This is a genomic window from Chryseobacterium sp. KLBC 52 (genome assembly GCF_003347605.1).
Taxonomy (GTDB): domain Bacteria; phylum Bacteroidota; class Bacteroidia; order Flavobacteriales; family Weeksellaceae; genus Chryseobacterium.
Genome location: NZ_QDFZ01000016.1, coordinates 32184 through 56127, shown reverse-complemented (window position 1 = coordinate 56127; position 23944 = coordinate 32184). Strand labels below are relative to the sequence as shown.

Annotated in this window: 17 protein-coding genes; 2 read left to right on the top strand and 15 right to left on the bottom strand. The window is 35.7% G+C overall.

Annotated features, from left to right (window positions below; genetic code table 11):
* Nucleotides 1–7: 7 nt before the first annotated feature.
* On the bottom strand, nucleotides 8–271 hold the full coding sequence (locus DDF69_RS16690) for a hypothetical protein (protein ID WP_228412023.1): 264 nt from the start codon (nucleotides 269–271) through the stop codon (nucleotides 8–10).
* Nucleotides 272–460: 189 nt separating this feature from the next.
* Here DDF69_RS16690 and DDF69_RS16685 point away from each other — a divergent pair, with 189 nt between their 5' ends.
* Nucleotides 461–847 carry a hypothetical protein gene (locus DDF69_RS16685; RefSeq protein WP_114821769.1) on the top strand — a complete coding sequence of 129 codons (387 nt, stop codon included), beginning with the start codon at nucleotides 461–463 and terminating at the stop codon, nucleotides 845–847.
* Nucleotides 848–959: 112 nt separating this feature from the next.
* The gene (locus DDF69_RS16680) at nucleotides 960–1847 is read left to right on the top strand and encodes a hypothetical protein (RefSeq protein WP_114821768.1); all 888 of its coding nucleotides are present in this window, start codon (nucleotides 960–962) and stop codon (nucleotides 1845–1847) included.
* A 56-nt stretch (nucleotides 1848–1903) separates the two neighbouring features.
* Here the strand turns inward: DDF69_RS16680 and DDF69_RS16675 are convergent, their stop codons facing one another.
* From DDF69_RS16675 to DDF69_RS16610, 14 genes are all read right to left on the bottom strand, one after another.
* Nucleotides 1904–4567 carry a glycoside hydrolase family 3 N-terminal domain-containing protein gene (locus tag DDF69_RS16675; protein WP_114821767.1) on the bottom strand — a complete coding sequence of 888 codons (2664 nt, stop codon included), beginning with the start codon at nucleotides 4565–4567 and terminating at the stop codon, nucleotides 1904–1906.
* A 258-nt stretch (nucleotides 4568–4825) separates the two neighbouring features.
* Nucleotides 4826–6268, bottom strand: coding sequence for an alpha-L-fucosidase (locus DDF69_RS16670; protein ID WP_114821766.1), 1443 nt, complete (start codon nucleotides 6266–6268; stop codon nucleotides 4826–4828).
* Nucleotides 6269–6318: 50 nt separating this feature from the next.
* Nucleotides 6319–7218 (bottom strand): TIGR01777 family oxidoreductase, encoded by a 900-nt coding sequence (locus tag DDF69_RS16665; protein ID WP_114821765.1) that lies wholly within the window; start codon nucleotides 7216–7218, stop codon nucleotides 6319–6321.
* Between the two features lie 358 nt (nucleotides 7219–7576).
* A complete protein-coding gene (locus tag DDF69_RS16660; protein WP_114821764.1) occupies nucleotides 7577–8281 on the bottom strand; it encodes a YqjF family protein in 705 nt (234 codons plus the stop codon).
* A 16-nt stretch (nucleotides 8282–8297) separates the two neighbouring features.
* Nucleotides 8298–8774 (bottom strand): SRPBCC family protein, encoded by a 477-nt coding sequence (locus DDF69_RS16655; RefSeq protein ID WP_114821763.1) that lies wholly within the window; start codon nucleotides 8772–8774, stop codon nucleotides 8298–8300.
* 20 nt (nucleotides 8775–8794) lie between these two features.
* Complete coding sequence (locus tag DDF69_RS16650) at nucleotides 8795–9619, bottom strand: hypothetical protein (protein WP_162800953.1); 825 nt, start codon at nucleotides 9617–9619, stop codon at nucleotides 8795–8797.
* Nucleotides 9616–9978: a hypothetical protein gene (locus DDF69_RS16645; RefSeq protein ID WP_047378194.1), complete on the bottom strand. Its 363-nt coding sequence runs from the start codon at nucleotides 9976–9978 to the stop codon at nucleotides 9616–9618. Before DDF69_RS16645 ends, DDF69_RS16650 begins: the two co-directional genes overlap by 4 nt.
* Nucleotides 9979–10132: 154 nt before the next feature.
* Nucleotides 10133–10828, bottom strand: coding sequence for a hypothetical protein (locus DDF69_RS16640; protein WP_162800952.1), 696 nt, complete (start codon nucleotides 10826–10828; stop codon nucleotides 10133–10135).
* Between the two features lie 11 nt (nucleotides 10829–10839).
* A complete protein-coding gene (locus tag DDF69_RS16635) occupies nucleotides 10840–11343 on the bottom strand; it encodes a GbsR/MarR family transcriptional regulator (protein WP_114821760.1) in 504 nt (167 codons plus the stop codon).
* 172 nt (nucleotides 11344–11515) lie between these two features.
* Nucleotides 11516–16036 carry a TonB-dependent receptor plug domain-containing protein gene (locus DDF69_RS16630; protein WP_114821759.1) on the bottom strand — a complete coding sequence of 1507 codons (4521 nt, stop codon included), beginning with the start codon at nucleotides 16034–16036 and terminating at the stop codon, nucleotides 11516–11518.
* A 3-nt stretch (nucleotides 16037–16039) separates the two neighbouring features.
* Nucleotides 16040–18808, bottom strand: a complete 2769-nt coding sequence (locus DDF69_RS16625; RefSeq protein ID WP_114821758.1) for a hypothetical protein — start codon at nucleotides 18806–18808, stop codon at nucleotides 16040–16042.
* 64 nt (nucleotides 18809–18872) lie between these two features.
* Nucleotides 18873–20780 carry a vWA domain-containing protein gene (locus DDF69_RS16620; RefSeq protein WP_114821757.1) on the bottom strand — a complete coding sequence of 636 codons (1908 nt, stop codon included), beginning with the start codon at nucleotides 20778–20780 and terminating at the stop codon, nucleotides 18873–18875.
* A 90-nt stretch (nucleotides 20781–20870) separates the two neighbouring features.
* Complete coding sequence (locus tag DDF69_RS16615; protein WP_114821756.1) at nucleotides 20871–23216, bottom strand: T9SS type A sorting domain-containing protein; 2346 nt, start codon at nucleotides 23214–23216, stop codon at nucleotides 20871–20873.
* Nucleotides 23217–23228: 12 nt separating this feature from the next.
* The gene (locus DDF69_RS16610) at nucleotides 23229–23747 is read right to left on the bottom strand and encodes an RNA polymerase sigma factor (RefSeq protein ID WP_114821755.1); all 519 of its coding nucleotides are present in this window, start codon (nucleotides 23745–23747) and stop codon (nucleotides 23229–23231) included.
* Nucleotides 23748–23944 lie beyond the last annotated feature (197 nt).

Sequence of the window (23944 nt, the reverse complement as noted above, 5' to 3'; positions counted from 1 at the left end):
TACTGTACTATTTTGCCTCTCTAAGTAATCGTTTTTCAGTTGCATATCTTTGATTTAAGGCTTTCATCTGATCCCTCTTCATCTGTTTGGTAGCAAGAGGATGATTAAGGATAAGCTTTTTCTCAAGATTGTATTTTTTGGTAAGCTCCTGCATTTTAATATTTACCAGCTCACTTTTTGAAGGATGCGGTGGTGTAGGTGGATGTTTCTGTGCTGAAACATTCATGGACAAACCTAATAACAATACTGTTGAAATTAATAACTTTTTCATAATGTTCATATTTTTGAATGGTTTCAATTAATTCAATATCATTTAATGAAATTCATTCCGGTTCATGATAAATCTTGCATATATCGTACCAATATTTTTTCAAAAAGCAAAATGCAAAATACATGGATAGTTGTTTATGGAGTGGTGATCTATTTTTCATACATTTATTCATCTTTTAAATAAGCACTTATGAAGACATCAGTGAAAAAAAATCATATGACCAAAGACAATATCTGGCTGAAAGAGCCTGAAGATCATGATTTTCCTGCTGCTCAGGATTATCTTGAACTCCTTTTCCAATCTGAGGAAGCAAAAAAAATGGTCGAACAATTAAAGGCAGCTCCTACAATTATAAAGAAGTCGAAAGACATTTTAAGAGCCAGTAAACTCACCCTTCTGCCGGAGACGAATATCCATGTGAAAGAAAACCTTAAAAAGGTGGAAAAAAATAAAAAGCTTTCCCCATTATTACTGGTTAGAGGGCAAAATGAACTGATCATTGCAGATGGCTACCACCGGCTCTGTTCCAGCTATTATCTTACCGAAGATCTGGAGGTTCCCTGCCGATTGATTTAATCCTTAAAAAAACAACCCTTCTCACCAGAAAGCGATTTGGTTTAAAATATTCATCATTCGGTGACTTTTAGTTATTTTTTTATATTTTTGTTTAAATCCAAATTTATACAATATGAAAAAATACATTTCGATCTTTTTATTTGCAGTCGTTCCCCTAACTGCACAAGTAGGTATTAATACAACAACACCTAACAGTACACTTGCTGTGAACGGTTCTTTAAGGGCTGGTTATACTCAGATTACTGCTACAACGTACAATATTCTGTCTACTGACCATTATATTACCTATAACGGAACGGCGGATGCCACCTTTACTCTTCCCGTTATAGGAACAGGGACCACCAGTTTTACAGGAAGAATTTATAAGATTAAAAACATTTCTCCCAATGCTATCACGTTGCAGGCTTCGAGTGGAAATACTTTGAGAATTGACAATACCCCGGTTGCTTCATTTGTAATTCCTACAGGAGCGTATGCTGAAGTTGTAAACAACAGCAATACTTCCGGAGGAACCTGGGATTTATCTTTTACAGTGCTTCCCAAACCAAGTAATGTTGAGATTTATGGTACACAGCTTTTCATTCCTCCTCATGCACTTGGAACAGCGGCCCTTGCTGACTGGACCGCTCATGCTAATGCAGGTTACGATTCAGGTGCTGCAACAGACAGGTGGTGGATTGTGAGCAAAACCTCTGTGGACAGAGCCCAGACTGCTTCCTACTCCAATGCCAGCAGAATGACCCTTGTTTATGAATATCAGGGTACTCCTTTCAATGTTACCAATATGTATCCTATTCTTACTGCAGGAAACAACTCAAGTTTCCCGGATGTGTTTACAGCCTCTTTTGTAAGTCTGGCCAATAATGGTACTGGCGGTAAAACCAGGCTTACTGTATCTGTTGCCCGTGTAGACTTTATTGGCACCAATGGCGTCACTACCAATAACAGTAACTGGGCAGGAACATTCCTCTTGAACGTCCTATTGGCGAGAAAATACTAAATATATTCAAAACCATATACGTAAAAAGAGCAGAAAAATCTGCTCTTTTTTAATTTCTATAAAATCTCGATATTTTGTTTTAAAGGAAGACTCGTGGAGGAATTACCGATCATAATTCTGTACGTTCCTTTTTCTACAATCCATTCCATATTTTCATTTAAAAACTGCAATTGTTTTACCGGAACTTCTATGGTGACTGTTTTTGATTCTCCGGGTTGTAATTCGATTTTCTGAAATCCTTTGAGCTCAATAATTGGTCTTGAAACTGACGCCAATACATCTTTTATATACAACTGAACGACTTCACTTCCTGTTTTTGAACCTGTATTTTTCACCTTGACTTTAGCCACAATGGTTTCATTTTCTGAATACTGGGTTTTATCCAATTGCAGCTCAGAAATTTCAAAAGAGGTATAACTGAGCCCGAAGCCAAACGGATATAAGGGTTCTCCACTCAGATCATGATAATCATTTCCTCTTCCTGTTGGGTGATGATTATAAGTTAAAGGCAGCTGACCTTCCTGAACCGGAAAAGTAACAGGCAGCTTACCTGATGGATTCTCTGCCCCGAAAAGTGTTTTTGCCACAGCATTTCCGCCTTCTTCTCCCGGATACCAAATATCCAGGATTGCTCCTACTTTGTCTTTCCAGGATGTTGTTTTTATGGCAGAACCTCCTATGAGAACAACAGTTACAGGTTTCTTCAGTTTTGAAACCTCATGAATAAACGCTTCCTGATTTCCAGGCAAACTTAGTGATGATCTGTCCTGAAATTCTCCTTCATGAATTCCGGCCGTAACAAGAATATAGTCTGCTTTTGAGGCAAGATCTAAAGCTTCTTTAAAATCTTTTTGATAATCATACAAATCATAGTTCCAGATCAATTCCAGATTGGCTTCGCCACGATTTTCATGAAATTCGATCTTAATATCATATTTTCTCCCTTGTACAAAATCTACATCCACTGTTTTGGTAGAATAGCTCAGCTTTTCCCACTGATCAATCACTAAATTTCCATTCAGGTATAATCTGAAGCCATCATTACCACGCAAACCTATTTTATATTTTCCGGAATGGGGAGCTTCCAGTTTTCCCGTCCATCGAATACTATAATTGTCAGACTGCAGTTTTTCCGGATCAGGAGAATATAAAGTCCATTTAAAATTGAGTTGTTCATCCACTCTTCCGAAAGCGGGATTGCCTTTTAAATCTGTATTGGAAAAATAGTTTCCTTTTAATCCTTTTTTGTTTTCGGAGGATAAATATTCACTTGAAATAGTAGTAAAGTCCTTTACATTCCAATCAATTCCTTTTGAATATATAACTTCAGTGTCTGTATTTTTCACATAATTTTTAAGACCATCCAGGATATTTACTTTTTTGTTTCCAGGCCCTGAGTAACCTCCTAATCTTGCATCCACAGCATCTGTTCCTACCACCAGAATCTTTTTAACATTCGCGGGAACAGGAAGCGTTTGGTTATTGTTCTGAAGCAAAACAAAAGACTCTGCCGCTGCTTTTTCTGCCAAAGGTTTGTGATTAAGTTTTTTTAATTCACCAATTTCCTTAGCAGAAACATAAGGGTTTTCAAATAATCCAAGTTCAAATTTGGCTCTCAATACTCTTGATACGGCATCATCTATTCTTTCTTTTGAAATTCTCCCATCCAAAAACGGTGGAATAAAGAGCTGATAATGTTTATATTCTGTCTGGAAAATCACATCAAGACCTGCATTGATTGCCTGTGCAGACGCATCATCATAATCTTTTGCTGTAAAATGCAGCACATTTGCTCCACCAACCGCACTCGCATCACTGATAACAAAGCCTTTGAAATCCCAGTTTTTTTTCAATTTTTCCGTTAACAGCCAATGGTTTGCAGTTGACGGTCTTCCATCAAGCAAATTATAGGAAGTCATCACTGAACGGCTTTTTCCTTGGGTAAAAGCATTGTGAAAAGGTATTAAATGGGTTTCTTCAAGATATCTTCTGCTCCAATGAATCGGGTATGAATCTCTTCCTCCTTCTCCTACATTGGCTAAAAAGTGTTTAGGGGTGGTAATAATTCCCCTATTTTCAAACGAAGTAACAAAGCTGACTCCCATTACGGAGGTCAAAAACGGATCTTCACCATAGGTTTCTTCTGTTCTTCCCCATCGTACATCATTGGCAAGGTTGACTACAGGAGTCAGGATCTGACGGATTCCTCTGAGTTTTGATTCTTTTGCAATGGCTGTTGAAACCCTGGTCATTAATTCCGGATTAAAAGTAGCAGCCAGACCAATAGCCTGAGGAAAAGCCGTAGCACCTTCCCTAACCAAACCGTGTAAAGCTTCATCAAAAGGGATGATTGGAATTCCCAATCGTGATTCTTCCACAAAATATTTCTGAATGGCATTAATCTTTTTCACAAGTATCTCTGCTTTTTCACTGGCATTGTATTGCAGCAGTTGTCCTGCTGCTCCGCCTCCCTGATTTCCTGCGCTTACCTGCAAACCAAAAATTCCATGAGAATATTGTCCTTTCGGAACGTTATCCAGATCTCCGGGAATCATAAAACACTGCCAGAATTTTTCCTCCGGGGTCATTCTCTTCAACAGATCCTGAACTCTGGCTTCAATGGGTTGTTGGGGGTCTTTATATAAAGGTTTTTGAGCAGAGATAAATACTGAGCTCAACAAGAAAATTCCTAAAATTTCAAATCGAAGTTTAAAACACATCTAAAGAATAATTTAGTTTAAAATTTGTTCTTTTACCTTGAAGCAAAAGAACCAAAAGTTCAAGACCTGGAACTCTCCGCTAAAAATAAAATCTGTTCTCTAAAAATTCTAAAACTCGCGCGAATTTGATGTTAGTTTTCCTGTTCAACAATTGTCTCGCGCTCAAACAGTAGAATTTTCTTAACGTTCACAGACTTTATTCTCTTAACGCTCCGATTTCCTATGTCATTTTAATATAAAAATGAGTCACAAATTCAACTATTGCAGTATTTGAATAACAGTTGAATATTTTAACTGAGCTCTTTCTTTAGGTAAATTAATTTCAATTGAATTCCCTGATTTTTTCCATTGAATTTTGTTTGGTAACCCTAAAATTTTCAAAGATTTCGGTTTAAAATTTTCCGGAACTGTAAAACTTAATGTTGATGGAGACTCATAATTTGTTTTTTCATCCAAGTGAAAAATATTTACTGTTTTTCCATCTTTGCTTTGTGTATAATAAAAATTTCCGTCGTGATAAGGCGCAATGCTTCTGGTTGCAAAAACAGCGGACTGATTTTTTTCCATCCAACCTGAAATTTCCTGTAATCTTTCATAAACTATCGGATCATAATCTCCGTTAGGTCCGGGTGCAATATTCATAAGGTAATTTCCTCCTCTTGAAATGATTTTAACCAATGTTTCAATGATCTTCTGGGAGCTTTTATAGTTGTCATTGGGAACGTAAGAAAAGGAATCGCCCATGGTGATGCAGCTTTCCCAGGGAATGGAAAGCGCGTGTTCCGGAACAGCCTGCTCAGGAGTGACATAGTTTTCCCATTTCCCGGAAACCGTACGGTCCACAATAATAATACCAGGCTGATTTTTTCTTGCCATCGTTCCTATTTTATCCATATCGATATCCTGTTCTACTTTGATGGTGCGCTGCCATTCCACTTTTGGATCTATGGTATGAAAGGGACGTACCCAGCCGCCATCCAGCCAGAGAATATCAATTTTACCGTAATTGGAAGTAATTTCGTTCAGTTGATTGAAAGTGAATTTTTTAAAGTTCTCCCATTTTTCCGGATGTTTTTTGGGATCATAATTGACATTTCTGTCCTTGGGCGGAAAATAAGACCACCAGTAATCATCGGAATGCCAATCTGGTTTTGAAAAATAAGCACCAATTTTAAAGCCTTCTTTTCTGAATGTATTGAAAATTTCTTTCGTCACATCAGATTTTGGATTTTTTGAAAAAGGGGTTTTGGGAGAAGTAATTTTATAATCTGACTGCTGAGTATCAAACATAGCAAAACCATCGTGATGCTTGGTGGTGAAAACCACATATTTCATTCCTGCTTTTTTTACAGCATCTGCCCATTTCTGAGGATTGAACTGAGTTGGATTGAAAGTTGTCTGAAGATTTTCATAATTCTTCACATATTCATAATAAGATTTTCCATGTTCAGGTTTTCTCTGTGTCCATGATTCATCTTCCGGGCATAAGCTCCAGCTTTCAACAATTCCCCACTGGCTGTAGGTTCCCCAATGCATAAACAACCCGAATTTCATATCCTGCCATTGCTCCAGATTCTGGACAACCAACGGGTCTGTGGGCTTCTGATAACCTTCTGATACATTATGAGCTTGTGAAAAAGCAATTGAACTTATTAACAAGGATGAAAGAAAAAAGGGTTTTATTTTGGATATAACCAGCATAAGGAATAGTTTTCTGCTAATTTAATTATCCTTTGGGAAACCCGCAAACATTAGGATTCCAAGAGATTAAGAATCACTTCATCAAATGTGGGATATGAAAACTGAAATCCGCTTTTAATAAGTTTATCAGGGTAAACGTTTCTGCTTTTTAATAATAATTCTGTTTCTGTATTCAGGAATAGGGAGGCAATTTCCAATTGCCATACAGGGGCATTGAGCCCAAAAGGAACTTTCATTTTATGTCTCAGTTTTTTCATCATGTTTTGATTGGAAAGAGGAGTCGGAGCGGTTATATTCACTGTTCCTGAAAGATTCTGATCCTGAATAAGCCAATCCACTGCTCTACAGAAATCTTCAATATGAATCCAGCTTACCATCTGATTTCCTCTTCCCTGTTTTCCACCTAACCCCAGTTTTGTAATCATTTTCAGTTTTGGAAAAGCACCGCCATTATTTCCAAGGACAATAGAAGTACGAAGGGCAACTTTTCGTATTTCTTCATTTTTAACTGCAAAAAATTCTTTCTCCCAGCTCTTGCAGATATTCATAGAAAAATCGTCTCCGATAATTCCGTTTTCTTCTGTATTGAGATGGTTTTCGGAATGAACATAAATGGTTGCAGAACTTGCATTCAACCATATTTTTGGTTTTTCAGCACATTGGTCTACGGCTTCCTGCAGTATTCTTGTACTGTTGATTCTTGAAGAATAGATCTCCTGTTTATTTTTCTCATGATAACGGCAATCCACAGATTTCCCTGTCAGGTTGATCAAAACATCTGCTTTTTCAAGGCTGTTTTTCCATTCACCTATCGTTTGGGCATCCCAATAGATTTCGTTTTTACGTTGAGGATTGCGGGTAAAAATACAGACCTGATTTCCTTTTTCTGTAAAGTATTTTTCTAAGTTTTCACCGAGAAATCCTGTGCCTCCGGCTATGATTATTTTCATTGTTTTGAAGTTTAAAGTTTTGAGTTTAAGGTTTAAGGTTTTCCCACAGATTTCGCAGATTTTCACAGATGATTATATTGTATTTTCCTTGTGTTTATTTGTGAAAGTATTGGTGATATTTGTGTTTAAAATAATTTGTCGCAGCTATTATCGGATAGTGTTTTTTGCCCATAGATTTCGCAGATTTTCACAGATGATTATGTTGTATTTTCCTTGTGTTTATTTGTGAAAATATTGGGGATATTTGTGTTTAAAATAATTTGTCGCAGCTATTATCGGATAGTGTTTTTTGCCCATAGATGACACAGATTTTCACAGATGTTTATGAGTAAACAAGATGTTTTAATCTCTTCATTTTTCAGCTGATGTATTTCTTGGTTTTGACCTCAATTTCTGAGCCTTCGGCAAGCATTACGGAAAGAGGTTTCTGATGGTTCAGGCATTCAAAATCATTGCCGTATATTTTTTGAAAATCTACTTCCAACTCATATTCTTTTACACTGTAGCATTCCCATTTCGGATGACATACTTCGTATTCGGAGGTTGTATTTTCCTTTTTTGTAAAGCCAAAATAGTGTTCTGTGATGAATTCAAATTCTGAGTTTTCTTCCATTGGTTTTGCTGTATTTTCAGACTTAATCTGAATAGAATGCCAGTTTTTATCCTTCCATGAATAACGGATCAGCAGTTCATCCTCTCCTTTTTCCATCTGATTTTTCATCGGCATGGTATGATAATTTTCTTTATAAATAGAATTGGCGACCAGACTTAATGCAGGTTTAGGAACAATCTCTTTGATAAAAACTACTCCTCTCTTCCAGATGCCTTTTTCTTTTTTCTTTACGTAAAACCTTAGATTCACTTCTTCAAAATTCCGGTGAAAAGGGATAGGAACTCCCAATAGTCTGGTATTTAAAAACATGAATCCTACGAGGCTTACATAGCATTTGCCTTTATAAAAATCGAGTTCTGTTCCTTTTGGAAGATAGGGCAGCAAAACTTCAGGATTGATTTCGTAATTGATGATAGCCAGCTTTCGCCATTCTGCTTTTAAAAAGTTCATAACGCTGTTTTTAAGGTTAAAAAATCGCAATTCCTTCACGAACAGAAGATTCTGCAATAGTTTTGATCATTTCATTTCTTCTGAGTAAAAATTTCCTTAGATATCCTTTAAGAAAAATTGAGTTAAATAATTTCCCTAAAATGCCCAGCGGAGATTCAAATTCGAAAATATCTGTCATCAACGTATTTCCGTTTACAGATTTAAAAATATGTCGGTGACGCATAGATTTGAAGGCTCCTTTCTGCATGACATCAATAAACTGAAACGGTTTTTCCATGCTGATAATTTTCGTGGTGAGATTTTGATAAACTCCTAGATGTTTTGCCCGCCAGGTTACGGTTTCGTTTTCTTCAATCAATCCAGAAGTACGTCCTGCAATGGCTTTTTCATGAGACTTTGAGGTTGACTGTTGATGAAGATCAATATTTCTTGCCAGATCAAAAACATAGTGAATATCTGCTTTGATGACTGTATTTAAATAGATGGTTGACATTTCTAAAACGTTTTAGCTTGTTATATTTTAATTCCAAAAGTGGTCAGAATAATGATTGTTAGCGCTGTTATTCTAAATAATATCCAGGAAATGGTAGGAAGATAATTCAGCTTTAATATTCTGCACCTTCTGATATGTTCCAGAAACATGATCACTACTACAATTCCAAAATATATCATATAAAAAACAGGAGTAAAACTGGTCATCAGCGCAGGAATTAACAGTAAAGTTCCGATTAAAGAAACAGTCATCATATTTCCGAGATAATCCCAGATTTTATCTTTGAGATAAGCTTTTAAAAAGATAGTCTGCCAAAGGATCTGACCAAGGCAAACGGCAAATTCTCTCACGAAATTCCTCTCTAAATTCAAGTTCAGTTTACCAGAAAATATACTTAAGATATATGCCGAAAAAATAACAACAAAACCGATGTATGCAATTCTGTATTTCATGTTAAAATCCGGCACACAGGATTGCTCTGTATCGTCTATTTGAGAAGGAATGATCTGTTTCCGGTTGTAAGAGACGAAGGAATACAGTTTTTTAAAAAGCCAATACAGAGGCTTCTTTCTTGCTATTTTCTCCAACAACGGAAAAGAGTTTCCAATGATGAGAAGCAGACTGTCTAATCCATATACAACTTGGTTTCTGTTATGATCTACCAATGCAATCTCATTTTTTGCACGGTTGAAATCTATCAGACTTTTATTTCTCAATGTGATTTCTGTAAAGGCTTCTCTTCCCTTTTCATCCAGCATTCCGCATTTTGTAAAACCTTTGGAGTAGAGATTACACATAGGACATTCATCGTCGTAGATTAATGTGTGGTTTTTGAGCGTTTTCATAATTGTGATTTATAAGGTTCATAAGTAGTGTAACAGTCATAGACATACGCCGCTGCCATCACAGGGCTATATAAAAGAGCAGCCATTAAAACATATCCAAAAAAATCATTGATGTGTTTCTCTGTAAACAAGATGGTTACAATAATCCAGACCGGTACTATTACAATTCCATACGCGATATACAATGCTGACTTTTTTGTTTTGAAAAACAGTTTGATCAGGAAACTTACCAATTGAGGAATTCCTACTATAAAATAAAACAGAACAAATCCAGACAAACCACCAAATATAAAAGCCTGAGGCCCAATTATTATAAAGAATAACTGAATGTAATAATCATATTTTGCAAATGTTTTCATGGCAGCAATGGTTTTAAAGTGATCTTTTTCGTCTGAAATAAATTATCAGGAATAAGTGAATGATTAAATTTTTCATAATTATTATTAATTTTATATTTTCAGTAATTTTTGAAAATTAGATTGAAATAAAAAAGGATTTTCATCCAGTTTTATTTTATTGTAGCTTATTCTTTTTTAAATAGTCTTTCAGTGTATACCAGGTAGAAAATCTACAGGTAGTGTCATTAATGGTATCTGATTTTCCTTTATGACAGAAAATATATTCATCTCTTGTGGTACACTCTCCATCTTTAGGAATTTCTCTTATTATATTTTCCGTTTTTACCAAATACGCCCATGCTTCTTTATCTAAAATTTTCAAACTACCATTTTTCAGGCGGAGAAAGTAATTCTTTCCCTTATTAATGATGATTATTGAATCTTTACCCTGATGAAAACATCCTCTTGATTGAAATACCAATTTTGCTTCCGAGTCTTTTAGATTTTCAAAAACAGCTTTTTTATTTCTTTTTAATAAATAATCAGGATTAATACTAACTCTGTATGTTTTAGATTCATCAACTTTTATTTCTTTTTTTATGGTTTCTCCAAAAAGATTTTCATAAACAAATGAATACTTTCCTTCTTTTAAACTGTCAAATTTTATATTGGAATTTAAGAAAAGAGCATACCCTTCAGGTTCTAGAATTTTGAAAATCTTCTCATCCTTATAGATTTCAATTTTGTACAAATCGTGACGTCCATTATCATATTTATCAGAGTTTTCTATATGAATATCGAAATTTGCCATTACATTTTTCTGACAGCTCATCATCAGAGTTAAAAGACATAGTAACAAAAGATTTCTCATTTTTTGAAAATTTATTTCAACAGATTGGTAATCTTCCCTACCAGCCAGTGGTCATCACTTTTTATCGCCAGATCCATGATATTGTTGATTTTTCCGGTGACAGAGCTGAAATCGTTCATCAGCTTGATAAATTCCTGAGCTTCTTCGGAGTCTCTATCCTCAATATTTTTTAATTCTTCAAGAAAGGAAATGACAGGTTCAATCTCTCTTTTTCTTCTTTCTTTGGTAATTTGTTTGAACAGATACCATACATCTTTTTCTGCTACGAAATACTCTTTGCGGTCGCCTTTTACAAATTCTTTTTTCACGATGCCCCAGTCTATCAGAGCACGTAAATTCATATTAGCATTTCCTCTTGAAATCTCCAGCTGTTCCATGACTTCATCCGTAGAAAGAGGTTTTCCGCTCGCCAGAAGCAATGCATGCACCTGTGCCATCGTACGGTTGATTCCCCAATTGGTAGCAAAGGTTCCCCAGGTTTGAATGTATTTTTCTTTTGCTTCTGAAAGTTGCATCTTGTTTCCTTTTTTAATTTCTGTAACAAATATAATTATATTTTTTGAATTTTCAATAATTTTTGAAAATTAATTTTAAAAGGTTATTTCTTTTAGAAAGATTTTTTATGATCCTTGTCAAGGTTTAAAACCTTGACAAGGATCAATAGATGCCTGTTTCAGTTGATAAAAATTAAGGTTCAATACTGGTTGTAATTCCTTGATTCCAATATTTTGCTTCCGGCATATAATACAGATATACATTGCTAGATTTCCCTGTATACGTTCCGGCAAATTCTACTTTGAGATCAAGATTAATAGTCTTTGTTTCCTCAGCATTGAAATGTTCCCAGTATAAAACCAGATAATTGTCAAAAATCTCATAGTAAGAAACCTGTTTTTTATCAACCATATCCTTCAGTAAAGCATTTTGCAGCGTCAGTCCTGCTGGTATACCAATTTTGGCTATGGTCATCGGCAGCTCACCGTTTATTTTATTTTTTACAGTAATGGTCATTCTCTTAATCTCCCCTATTTTTGACATTCCGGATTTTAAGTTGGTCTCCATGGTAAGTGGAATATCCTTGCTTTCCGGAGCCTGAAGCGTATAATATTGATATTCCAGCTTATAAGGCAGTCCATTTTTATTTGGATAATGAATATTAATCGTATTTTCTCCGGCTTTAAATGCTGATGAAGTACTTATCATAGGTAAGGTTTGTGCTTTATTAATGGTGATCACCGGCTTTTCAGATCTATACAGCTTATCATTTTTAGAGAAAAAATCAGATAATACCTGGATTGCCAGTGTTGTGGCTTGTGTAGATCCGAATCCGAAATAGCCATTCAAACCAATAAGCTGATCAACTGCTTCAGCAATTTTCAACTGATTGAGTTTCTCATCTTTCTGAAGCGCCATTATATATAACGAAAGTGTTTCTGCATCTGCAGACATTCCCCATGAACCTGTAAAAGTAACTTCAGATTTTACCTTCTTTGTTTCATATTGTTTGTCCAGAATGTTTATCAGATCGTCATATTCTTTTTGTTTCCCAAGATGTGCTGCCGCATTAGCAAGTAAAGCCAACTGATAAGAATCTTTTGTAGCTAAAGCTCTTTTGAGTGTTACCTGAAAGGAATCTTCAATGTCATTTTTAAATCCAAGTTTGGATAAAGCATATACTACATACATATTTCTCGACCAGGAAAATTCAGAAAAATCTTTTTGGGACTCATAGGGTTTTCTTACTTCGAATAATCCGTTTGCATTCTTTTTCGACAAAATAAATGAGGAAAGTCCCTGGATGAGCTTAGCATCCGGATTCACGTACTTCTTCAATTCCATAAATTCCAATAACGCAAATGCTGAAAGGGCGACATCTGATTCTGCGGAGCTGAAATATCCGAAACCTCCGTCTTTATTTTTATAACTCAGCAGCTTCTGGAAGCCTTTTTTCAGGTTTTTTATCACCAGATTTTCAGTTGCGGTGTCTATTTTTTTATTTGATTTTAAATAATCAAGGATAAAAATGTTAGGATACACAGTAGAAGAAAGCTGTTCAAAACATCCATAAGGTTCTTTTTTCAGCTGTTCTATATCTCCAAACATCTTCAGCGCTGTACTTTCAAATAGATAATAGGATGAATACAGGCTTCCATTGATATACTCAGGAATATTGATTTTGAGATCTTCTGTTTTATTATTAATGATGGAAAACTGATGGAGAAATCCTTTTTCTTCTACTTTAAACGGAAGAATCATTGTCTCTCTGAAATCTCCTGATTTGATGGTCAACTGGATATTGGAATTCACTATCTCATCGGTCTGTATTCTTACAAATAATCTTCCTGATTCCAATGGCTTTAAAGTGATAAGACTATCAGAACTGATAAGTTTTACATGGTTCGGAACAATTACATCCATGGTCATTTTGCGCGTTTCAGGAGAATTATTTTTAATCACCACAGGAATTGTTATCTGATCTGTTCTCGTCAGATACTGAGGAATTTTAGCATCAATAGAAATAAGACTCTGCGCAGCGTACGTAGTTTCATCCCTTCCCACAAGTCCTGAAGCAGAAATTCCTTCTGTCATAATTCTGAAAGTGGAATTGGCATCTGAATTATAAAACTCCACTTTTGCCTTCCCATTTTTATCCGTTTCTACTACCGGATTCCAGTAAAGCGCTTCTCTGTAATCAAAACGGTAAGAGGTATTGGTGGATTTATATTCAGGATAAACAAATTCTCTTGCCCCTGCATATGAAATAAGATTTCCATAAGGCAAAGTTTGTATGGCGAGGTAAGATTTCGGAGTAATATCAAAACTTATTTCTGATTTTCTATTTTTGGATGAGTTGACGATCACTACTCCATTCACAGCTCTGCTTCCGTAAACAGCGGTAGCAGCAGCATCTTTCAAAACGGTAATACTGTTAATATCATTTGGATTGATCGTCGTATTAAAGTTTTCGACAGGAATACCATCCACAATGAATAGCGGGTTCTTATTGGTAATAGAGGCCGTTCCTCTGATATTGATCTGTTCTCCCGCTCCCGGCTGCCCGGCACTTGTGACCACCAATCCGGCAACTTTTCCACTCAACAGAGAAGTTACACTGGCATTCTGCATTTCCATAGAAGAAGATACTGTGGTAGAAGCAACCGTTAATTGATCTTTCTTTACACCGTACCCCACAACAATTACTTCTTCAATACTCTTATTTCTACTGATAGTATCAGTTTTTGATCTTCCCGGGTGATTTAACTGACTGGTATTGTTTCTGTTTTCTTTTTTTATTTCTTCTTTTCTTTCAGCTTCCTTTACAATTTCTTCTACATCTATATGGGTAAGTTTCTGCTTTACTAAAGGATTAATATCCAGATTATAAGACAGAATTCTGATTTTCAGCTGATGTTTTGGCTGAAAAGACTTTGCAATAATTTTATAAGAATTATTTGCATTTAAATCTGAAAAATAGAACTTTCCATTTTCTGCAACGGCCTGCTTGAGAATCTTTTTGTTATAGGTATCCAAAAGAAAAACATCTGCTTTCACCGGCTTTTTGTTTTCATCTTCTACCACGCCATAGATTGTGTTTTTCTTTTCAGGAAGGTATTTGTATTTATTGCTCTTCACAATTTCCGGAATAGGCTCAAAATATCTGTAACCGTTTGTCAGCATCACAAGATCTAAGCTTTTATCTGCTTTTTCTTCTTTTTTATCGAAATAAAACTGAGGTTTTTCAATTTTCCCTTTGAGCTCAGAGTCCATCAAAAGCCAGGAAATAATATGATTCTGCTTATCATCGGCATAAGTCCATAGCTTATCATCTACTACACTTATTCCAAGATTAGCGGGAACAGGTTTATTATTTTCATCGGTAGTTTCAATATTCAGCATCACTTTTTCCCTCGGCAGATAATGTTGCTTTACAGGGGTAACTTTTATATTCAGCTGGTTTACTTTATTAGCGAAAACAATCCTTTCTGCAATCGGCATACTGTTTTCCAGAACGGTGAACCTGCAGATTCCTGTAGGGAAATCCTTTTCTGAAATTTTTAAAGAATTCATTCCTTTTTTCAGCGAAATGATTTTGCTGTAAACGTCTTTTCCGCGGAAACTTCCCAACAGGGTAATTGTTTTTTCCCGGGTAGAAACGATGGTAACATTCAGGTTTTTATTTTCATTCCGAATATTCAAAACCAGTCCTTCATTTTTTGCTACCGGAAGATTAAAAGTCTGGGTAATATTTTCCGGTTTCAGCACTTTTGCATAATAAGTTTCTCCTATTTTAGGCGTAAACCGGAAGTTTCCCATTCCGAAATTATAGGCTGAAATTTCCTTTATTTTTTCGTGATTCTGATTGTAAACTGCCAGAACAGCATCTACAGGTTTTTCAAACTCATCCAGAATTTTAAAAGCGATATTCTGTTCTATTCCATTGACAAAAGTTCCGCCTTCAGGTAAGAATTTCACATCCAGATTATTCAGGACAACAGGAATATTTCTGGAGATGGATTCGGTAAATCCGTCAAAATTCACCTTGATATTTAAAAGAGCATCAGAGGATTTCAAAACTTCAGGAAGCTTAAAAGTCAACAGTTTTTTGCCTTCTTTATCAGTAATAAGTTTTCCTTCTGAAATGGTTTCTCCGTTGTGCATTACGGTGTAATCTGCTTCGTAAAAAGGAATCGGAAGATTGCTAAGACTTCTCATTGAAAAATCGGCACTTACCTCATCTCCCGGGCCATATCCTTTTTTAGGAAAATCAAGCTTCATTAAAATCCTTGGTGATACAATTTTCTGGAGGGTAATTTCTTTTTCGAAGGTATTTTTCCCTTCTTCGTTCTGCATCCAGTTGGTAAAAGCTCTGATTTTATAGATGCCACCCTTCATGTCTTCAGCAAAATAGAAATCTCCCCGGGCGTATCCATTGGTAATTTCATATTTTAATTTTTTCACAATACTTCCTGCAGGATCTGTTATTTCGAAATTTACGACCCTGCTTTCTTCGACCGGTAAATTATTGTTTCCTTTTACCACATATATTTTAAAATACATTTGCTCCCCAGGTTTATAAAAAACATGATTGGTCTGAATGTAGGTCTTTTCTTTTTCAAAGTCCTGAAATGGTTGCTGGCCTTTCACAGAAAAGGCTGAAAGCAATAAGCACAGCAGGATGATATAGGTTGATATAAACTTGAGATTCATGAGTTAAAATTTAAGTGAAACAATACAGCCAAATGTTTTAAAGGAAGGAAGATTAAAAAAATCCAATCCTCTTCCATTGCTCATATCGTAGAAATTCTGGTTGGGATCTACCCCATTATTAGCCTGCCATAGCATAACATTGTTTACATAAAAAGTCAGTCTAAGATTCTGTTTCCTGTTGTTAATCGGGAAATCTGAGGAAAGGGATATATTGTTGATTCTTATATAATCTGCCTTTTGAACATAATTTTCAGCCACGCCTAAATAACCGTACCTCGACCACCTGTTTTCCATAACATTCTGGTTGGGATCATAGAAATCCACAGGAATTTGGTTGACAGTTCCATTGGCCTGTGCACCTTCGAAAATATAATTTTTGATATTCCTTTCTTCTCCTGAGCCGTAAGAACGACCGTAGTAATCGAGAACAGCCTGTGTCCCGTTCCAAAGGTGGCCTCCTTTTTTCCATTCCCAATTGATATCTAAAGACCAGTTTTTATAGGCAAAACTGTGGTTGAATTTCATCACAAAATCCGGTGTAGGATCTGCAATAATTTTCATTCCGTCTGCTTTTTTAGGAAATCCGAACTCATCAATGATCAGTTGTCCGGCTGCATTTTTTTCAAAGTAACTTCCCATGACAGCACCCAAAACCTGACCTTCTGATAGTGTTTTATAAATATCTTTGAATCCTGAAACCGCCAGATCCTGATATCCCGGAGCCATGCGATCTACAATATCTTTATATTTGAAAAAGGAAACTTTATGGGTGGTATACATATCGTATCCCAGACGTAATCGTTCGTAAGCAAAATTGAATTCATATCCGCTGTACGTATGATCTGCTATATTTTTAAGTCGTAACTGATTGTTTTCAAAAACAGGAAATATATCATCAGTATTCTTTTTATTAAAATATTCTCCATCTACGCTTATTTTATACCCAAGATTCAGCCTGGCTCCAATTTTCCATTCCTGAGTATTAATATTTGATAAACCCCGGAAACTTTCTACTTCCTGTACCGGAAAATATTGATTGTAATTTTCCGCCTTCAGCAAAGTAGTAGAATACGAAGCATAGGATCTTGTAATTTCCGGCTCGGAGCTTAATTGTGTATAGCTTCCCAATAATTTAAAATTGTAATTATACCAATTGAAGATCTCATTGAACTTTAAATAAAAGTTAGCCTTTGGAAGCCAATAATTATTTTTAAGGGAAGTATTGGAGATATAAAATGAATTTCCAAGATTAAAACCTGCTTCAAAATCATAATCGCGGATGTTCATATTATAATTAAAAATATGATCCTGCGAAGTTCTCTGATAGAGATACTTTTGATGAGTCAGGCTGTTATAAATGTCGGATTTTTTATCATTTAAAATAAAATTCAGGCTGAAAGTATTTCTAAAGTTATAGCCTCCCAATGAATAAGAGCCCTGTATATTGGAATGATAGGAACTGTTGTTTTGAATCCTTTCATTCGATACACCGCTGATGAAACCATAAGTAGAAGGTTTATATTGGTCCTGATTCCAGGTAGTAATACTTTCATAGGACTGAGTAATATTCAGTTTAAACTGATCCCAGTCTTTCGCTACGTTCAGACTAAACTGCCTGTCCCGATTCTTATAGCGGTATTTGCTATCCTGCTCAAAAAGGAATGAAGGATTGTCTGCATATTTGCTGTAGCTTCTCTGCGAACCGTTATTCAGGAAAGTATTTTGTTCATTTGAAAAAGAAACGGGCGTTAACAATGAGTTTTGGTAAGCTCTGTTGAACAGCCCTATTCTATTGGTATTGGTTGCTTTATCTTCTTCGTAATTAAAAGCAAGATTAATGTAATATCTACCCAAATCTGCATTCAGTTTGGCTTTAAGGGTATTGGTAATATCAAACTGATCCACAAAGTACATCTGGTTCTTTTGCTGCCCCAGATTCAGGGCAAGACGGAGTTTTTCATTGTTACCCTGTTGTATAAAAGCATTTAGATTCAACTGGTTATTATAACCTACTGTGGTTTTAAAAAGGTTATTATCGTACCTTTTTGCACGCTGAAGTCCATCAACCCATGGAATTAGTTTTCCATTCTGATCGTACTCGTAAGGTAACCCACTAAATCCAAGGGTAGATAGATCCGGTCCAAAACTGAACATTTCATTCGTTTCAGGGCCTTTCCAAACAAGATTTCCATTCTCAGATCTTCCCTGGACATACTTATTTTGAGTCTCCGGAACAGCATTTCTGCTTTTAATATCAAAAGATGTGGTAAAGCTTCCGTTAAAGAGCAATGTTGTCTCATTGATCCTTTTTAAAACATAAACACTGTCGTTCTTTTGCTTTAATTTTCTTATTTTATCAAAGTAAGAATGGGAGCCTTTACTGAGTTGGGTTTTAGTTTTTTCAATACTGAAATCGTCTTTAATCTCCTTTGAAACAAGACTGTCATAGGCTTTACTGTAAATATTTTCAACACTTTTGCTTCCTGTCTGACTTTCCAGAATCGTTTTTAATTCCCTGAGTTCATAAGAAGAAATAACATGGGTATTTTTCCCTTGGTTCCATACAAGGGTATCATAAGGTTTGGCAGCGATGATGGCAAACCCTTTCTCATCAGTCAGTTCATAGATACCGCTGTTCTTATTATAAACCTTTAAAAAATTCTGTTCTTTATCCTTAGATGTCAAAAATTTTCCGGAATAGTACAATTGTGAATTTTGTGCCTGTAATAGAGTAATGGTAAATGGCAGCAACAGCAAATAATTCTTTTTCATCAGTTATTAGTATGCTTAAAAATATAAAAAAAGAAATTTCCGGGGAAATTTCTTTTTTTATAAATTACTTTTGAATTGTTTTATAGCTCTCTATCAGCTTTATAAATTCTGAACGATAGCCTTCTTCATCCTTACTTTTTCCCTGTTTAGCAAGGTTTTCAATATCGGAAAGATCTTTTTTTGTAATCAGTTCTGAGTTTCTAAGTACTAAACCGAACCAGGCTACGGAAGATGCAAATTTAAAATCCGGACTCACTGAAGATTTATTTTCTTTTTTAATCACTTTAGTTATCTCAATGCTTTTGTCTCCATCAGGTTTTTTGTATCTGAATTTTACCGTTGCCATTTCATCTCCAAAGTTCTTCTTTTTAGAAATTTCAGAGTATTTCAATTTTGTTTCTTTTGGGATAAATTCAGAATCTACGTTGGCCGGGATCACTTCATATAAAGCAGTTACTGTATGTCCGCTTCCTAGTTCTCCTGCATCAATCTTATCATTTATAAAGTCTTCATTTCTCAGTTTTCTGTTTTCATAGCCGATCAGTCGGTATGATTTTACATATTTAGGATTAAATTCAATCTGCACTTTTACATCTTTGGCAATGGTATAAATGTTTCCGGCAAATTCTCTTCCCAGGAATTTATTGGCTTCCTGCATATTATCAATATAAGCATAATTTCCGTTTCCTTTGTCAGCCAGAATTTCCATGGTATTGTCTTTGTAATTTCCCATTCCATAGCCGAGGCAGGTAAGGAAAATCCCGGTTTTCCTTTTTTCTGTGATCAACGCTTCGATATCTGAGGCAGAAGAAGCTCCCACATTAAAATCACCATCTGTTGCCAGAACAACTCTGTTATTTCCTCCTTTTATAAAGTTTTGCTTCGCTAGTGTATAGGCCAGTTCAATTCCTTCTCCTCCCGCTGTACTTCCTCCTGCCTCAAGCTTATCTAATGCCTGAATTATTTTTTCTTTTTCACCTGCTGACGTTGGGGGAAGTACCATTCCTGCACTACCCGCATATACTACAATCCCAACTTTATCCTTAGGTCTGAGCTGGTTCAGTAAAACTTTAAGAGAAGACTTCAGCAATGGCAGTTTATTTTCCTGACTCATTGAACCTGAAACATCAATAAGAAAAACAATATTGGAAGCAGGCAGACGATCCATCGGAATATTTTTCCCCTGAAGTCCTATTTTGAGCAATTTATGTTTAGGATTCCATGGAGATGCACTGTATTCTGTATTAATTGAAAAAGGATCGCCATTTGTGGGTTGAGGATAATTATATTTAAAATAATTAATCATCTCTTCTACTCTCACTGAGTTTTTATCAACCTTACCTCCGTAACTGATCATTCTTCTGACATTGGAATAGGAAGCATTGTCTACATCAATAGAGAAGGTAGAAACAGGTTGATTACGGGTTAATTCAAATGCATTTTCAACTAACGCTGCATATTCTTCATTGTTATAATCAATATCCTGATCTGCCTTTTTTGTAGTCTTTTTAACATTCTTTTTATCACCTACATGATGGTCGTACACTCTTCCCGATTCATGGAATTTCCTGGAACTTACTACTTCCATTGCGGTCACTGACTTTGGTTTCGGACAGCCATTATATTCCGGTAATCCCGGAACCGTAGGACAGGCATCATCTTTGTCCAAAATACCATCTCCATCTGTGTCCGGCCATGGACAGCCATTATTTTCAGGAGGTCCTGTCACTGTAGGACATGCGTCATCTTTATCAATAACACCATCTCCATCCGACTCTACCCACGGACAGCCTTCATTTTCTACCGGACCGGCAATATCAGGACATTTATCCAATTGATTAGGAATCCCATCCTGATCTTTATCTTTCCTGACACTATAAGTCTTTGTCTCCTTGGACGTTTCAGTATTTTTTTGAGTTTTACAGCTTGTCAATGCAACAAGCCCTAGCATGGTTATTACAATTTTTTTCATCTTTAAAAATTTCGACAGGAAATTATTAAAATAAATTCAAACCTGTTAATAATTGTTAAATAAAACTTATTCCTTAAATAAAAAAGACAGTTAATTTTTAATGATCTTAAATGTCTCCCACAGATCATTAGTATGAATACGTACAAGATAAATCCCTTGAGGATAAGAAGTTAAATCAATTGTATTTTTACCTTCCGGTAGTTTTTCTTTTCTCATAATAATCTTTCCGGCAAGATCATAGATAAACAGTTCTTCAATTGGTTTTCTTGTTTTTATCTGCAGCTGACCTTTTGTAGGATTTGGAAATAGTACAGTTTTACTCTCAATCTGACTGTCAATTTCTTTTTCCATTTTTTTGTTGATGTTATCATTTGAAATTCCTGCGCTGCATTCTGGCAAAACAGCTCTCTGAAGGATTAATCTTAATAGTAAATCATTCAGTTTTTCAACTTCATAAGAATCTATGGTAGGTTTGATATGGCTGTTTCCTATTCCACTGTCATCTGTAAGGAACGTATAGGTTCCATTGGTGAGTAAAGCAAATGTACGCATCAGATATTCCGTTTGTTTATCGGTATCACTGGCTGCCAGTGGAATAATGGTAATTCCTTTCTTTGCGGCAGCCTTTATTGTACTATAAAGTTCCTTTATATTCTGTTCTGAATGGTGTGGAGGAGCATCCAGAATAAAAAACATTATTTTAGTAGAATTTTCATCACTCCACTTCAGCTCATCAACGGAAACTTTTAGTGCTTCTACAACAGCTTCCGGCGTATCGCCGCCACCGCCGGCCATCTGTTTTTTAATAAATCCTACAAGGTCTTCTGCTTTGTCTGAAAAATCAAACTTCCGGGTTACATACTCATCTCCCTGATCTCTGTAAAAAACTGATCCATATCTTACCGTTGTATTCTTAAGCTGTCCTTCGATCTTTTTCAACACATCCAAAAGTTCAGACTGAAGATAAGAAATCTCATCCCCCATAGAACCGGTAGCATCCACTACGAAAGCAAGATCCAATACACGCTTTTGCAGACAGTGTTTATCAAGAATAATCAGGTTTTGCCCATTTTTAAAGGTTCTGAGATTACTACTGATGATCTGCCCTGAACCATCAGATAAATAATATTTCTGAGAATCTGAGTTTTCATCAGTCATCGGTGATATCCATAATTCCACATTGCCCAGATTATCTGAAACGGCTTCCCAGATAATATTTTTCTTATCATCCAATAGTTTTATTTTTTCCCCTATTACCGGTTTTCTGTCTTGATTGACCAACTGAACTGAAACCCTTTTGTCAGGGAAGAACTTCCATGTATTTTTATACTGATCCAGAGTAGGAACTGCAATATCTTTCCAATAATCCCACTTAGAAAAATCGTTAACTTCTCCTGCTGTGAGCTGGCCTGCTTTCGGAAGTACTTTTTCAGGTTCTTCAGGTTCTTTTAGTATTTCCTCTTTACTTTCTGAAGAAACTTTTTTAAGTTTTTCTATTTCATCTTTAGATAATCCATTCGTGGTGATGACAACAACTCCGTTATTAGCTTTGCTTCCATACAGGGCAGTGGCTTCAAGACCTTTCAGTACTTTTAATTCTTTTATTTTTTTAGGATCAAGGGTATTTAAAAATCCAGATTCTCTGCCTAATACAATTCCATCAACAATATATAAAGGGTTCGTAGAATGGCCATCAATACTTTTTGCTCCTCTGATTGATATTTCATCACGTTTTTTAATTCCAGTGGTTACTTCTATTCCGGCAACACTTCCTGCCAATGAAGATATTGCAACCGGAGCATGTGCAGAAGTTTTGTCTGTGGAAGCAATCATCACAGTGGAAGCAGATGAAACAGTCTTACTTTTAACTGTTTTTGAATATCCCATCACTACCACTTCTTCAATACTCTTAACGGCATTGGTATCTTTGCGTTGCCCTGAATAGATATAATCTACTTTTCTATCACTATATAAAGTATCATTTTTCTCTTTTTCTGAAAACACGGGATTGGGCAATGTTTTCTGAGGAAATCCCACAGGATATTGAGTATGAGTTGGCAGTGTATTAATTGCCAGTTTTTCTACCGGCTTAACACTATTTTTCTCTTTCTGGATATTCTGTTTTGTAAGGCTGTCTATTTTTGCAATATCAACTTTATTACCAGGAACGTTTGACCCTTTATTTTCTGTTATTACAGGTTGTAAAGGTTCAGCAACCTCTTTTTTATTCATAAAGTAGAAAGCCCCTAAACCAATCATCAAACTTGCAGCAATACCATAGGGCAGCCAAAGAGGAATGATTTTCTTTTTATCTTCTTTTTTATCTAATTTTTCTTCAATTTTTTCCCATACTTTTTCAAAACCAGGAAAAACTGTTGGCTCTTCTGAAAGCCTGGAAGCTTCATTGAATTGTTGATCTATATGATTATTTTCCATTGTTGTAAAAGTTTAAATGTTTTGATTTACGAGAAGTTCCTGCAGCTTTTTTCTTGCAAAATTGAGCTGGGATTTTGATGTTCCTTCGCTGATAGAAAGCATAGTAGCTATTTCTTTATGAGGATATCCTTCAATAGCAAAAAGATTAAAAATCGCTCTGCAACCTTCCGGGAGAAAATTCAGTAAGCTCAGAATATCTTTTTCCAGAGAAAGATTTTCTGTAGTTCCTTCGGAATGATCCATGAAATTTTCTTCCAGGGAAATAAACAGTCCTTTATCTGATCTCAACTTCTGAAGGCATTCGTTCACTGCAATTTTTTTTGCCCATGCTTCAAAGGTATCGGCATTGTGAAGCTGGGTAATTTTCGTAAAAATTTTGTAGAATGTATCGGCTAATACTTCTTCTATATCTTCGTCGTTTTTCAAATAGCGTCTGCAGACTGAGTAAAGCCTGCCCACCATTTTCTCGTAAACCTTCCGCTGGGCATTGCGGTTGCTACGCTGGCATTCCAATAATAATTCTTGTTCCATAGTCAGGAGTTATACTATTATAGATGCGGAAACTTTTGAAAGGGTTGGAAACATGATCAACTTTTTTTGAGTAAAAGGGTAAACTGGCAAATGAACCTCTATTAATTCAGCCTTTTTGTATTTTTTTTAATTTCAAATTTAACTTTTCCATCTGTAACAAATCTCTATTATCAACGACTCTTAATATAAATAATCTT

Excerpts from the sequence above, each read along its gene's own strand:
- DDF69_RS16620 (WP_114821757.1), bottom strand. The coding sequence starts at position 20,780 with ATGAAAAAAATTGTAATAACCATGCTAGGGCTTGTTGCATTGACAAGC.
- DDF69_RS16670 (WP_114821766.1), bottom strand. The coding sequence starts at position 6,268 with ATGCTGGTTATATCCAAAATAAAACCCTTTTTTCTTTCATCCTTGTTA.
- DDF69_RS16615 (WP_114821756.1), bottom strand. The coding sequence starts at position 23,216 with ATGGAAAATAATCATATAGATCAACAATTCAATGAAGCTTCCAGGCTT.
- DDF69_RS16640 (WP_162800952.1), bottom strand. The coding sequence starts at position 10,828 with ATGAGAAATCTTTTGTTACTATGTCTTTTAACTCTGATGATGAGCTGT.
- DDF69_RS16610 (WP_114821755.1), bottom strand. The coding sequence starts at position 23,747 with ATGGAACAAGAATTATTATTGGAATGCCAGCGTAGCAACCGCAATGCC.
- DDF69_RS16690 (WP_228412023.1), bottom strand. The coding sequence starts at position 271 with ATGAAAAAGTTATTAATTTCAACAGTATTGTTATTAGGTTTGTCCATG.
- DDF69_RS16675 (WP_114821767.1), bottom strand. The coding sequence starts at position 4,567 with ATGTGTTTTAAACTTCGATTTGAAATTTTAGGAATTTTCTTGTTGAGC.
- DDF69_RS16650 (WP_162800953.1), bottom strand. The coding sequence starts at position 9,619 with ATGAAAACGCTCAAAAACCACACATTAATCTACGACGATGAATGTCCT.
- DDF69_RS16635 (WP_114821760.1), bottom strand. The coding sequence starts at position 11,343 with ATGCAACTTTCAGAAGCAAAAGAAAAATACATTCAAACCTGGGGAACC.
- DDF69_RS16660 (WP_114821764.1), bottom strand. The coding sequence starts at position 8,281 with ATGAACTTTTTAAAAGCAGAATGGCGAAAGCTGGCTATCATCAATTAC.
- DDF69_RS16665 (WP_114821765.1), bottom strand. The coding sequence starts at position 7,218 with ATGAAAATAATCATAGCCGGAGGCACAGGATTTCTCGGTGAAAACTTA.
- DDF69_RS16685 (WP_114821769.1), top strand. The coding sequence starts at position 461 with ATGAAGACATCAGTGAAAAAAAATCATATGACCAAAGACAATATCTGG.
- DDF69_RS16680 (WP_114821768.1), top strand. The coding sequence starts at position 960 with ATGAAAAAATACATTTCGATCTTTTTATTTGCAGTCGTTCCCCTAACT.
- DDF69_RS16630 (WP_114821759.1), bottom strand. The coding sequence starts at position 16,036 with ATGAATCTCAAGTTTATATCAACCTATATCATCCTGCTGTGCTTATTG.
- DDF69_RS16655 (WP_114821763.1), bottom strand. The coding sequence starts at position 8,774 with ATGTCAACCATCTATTTAAATACAGTCATCAAAGCAGATATTCACTAT.
- DDF69_RS16625 (WP_114821758.1), bottom strand. The coding sequence starts at position 18,808 with ATGAAAAAGAATTATTTGCTGTTGCTGCCATTTACCATTACTCTATTA.
- DDF69_RS16645 (WP_047378194.1), bottom strand. The coding sequence starts at position 9,978 with ATGAAAACATTTGCAAAATATGATTATTACATTCAGTTATTCTTTATA.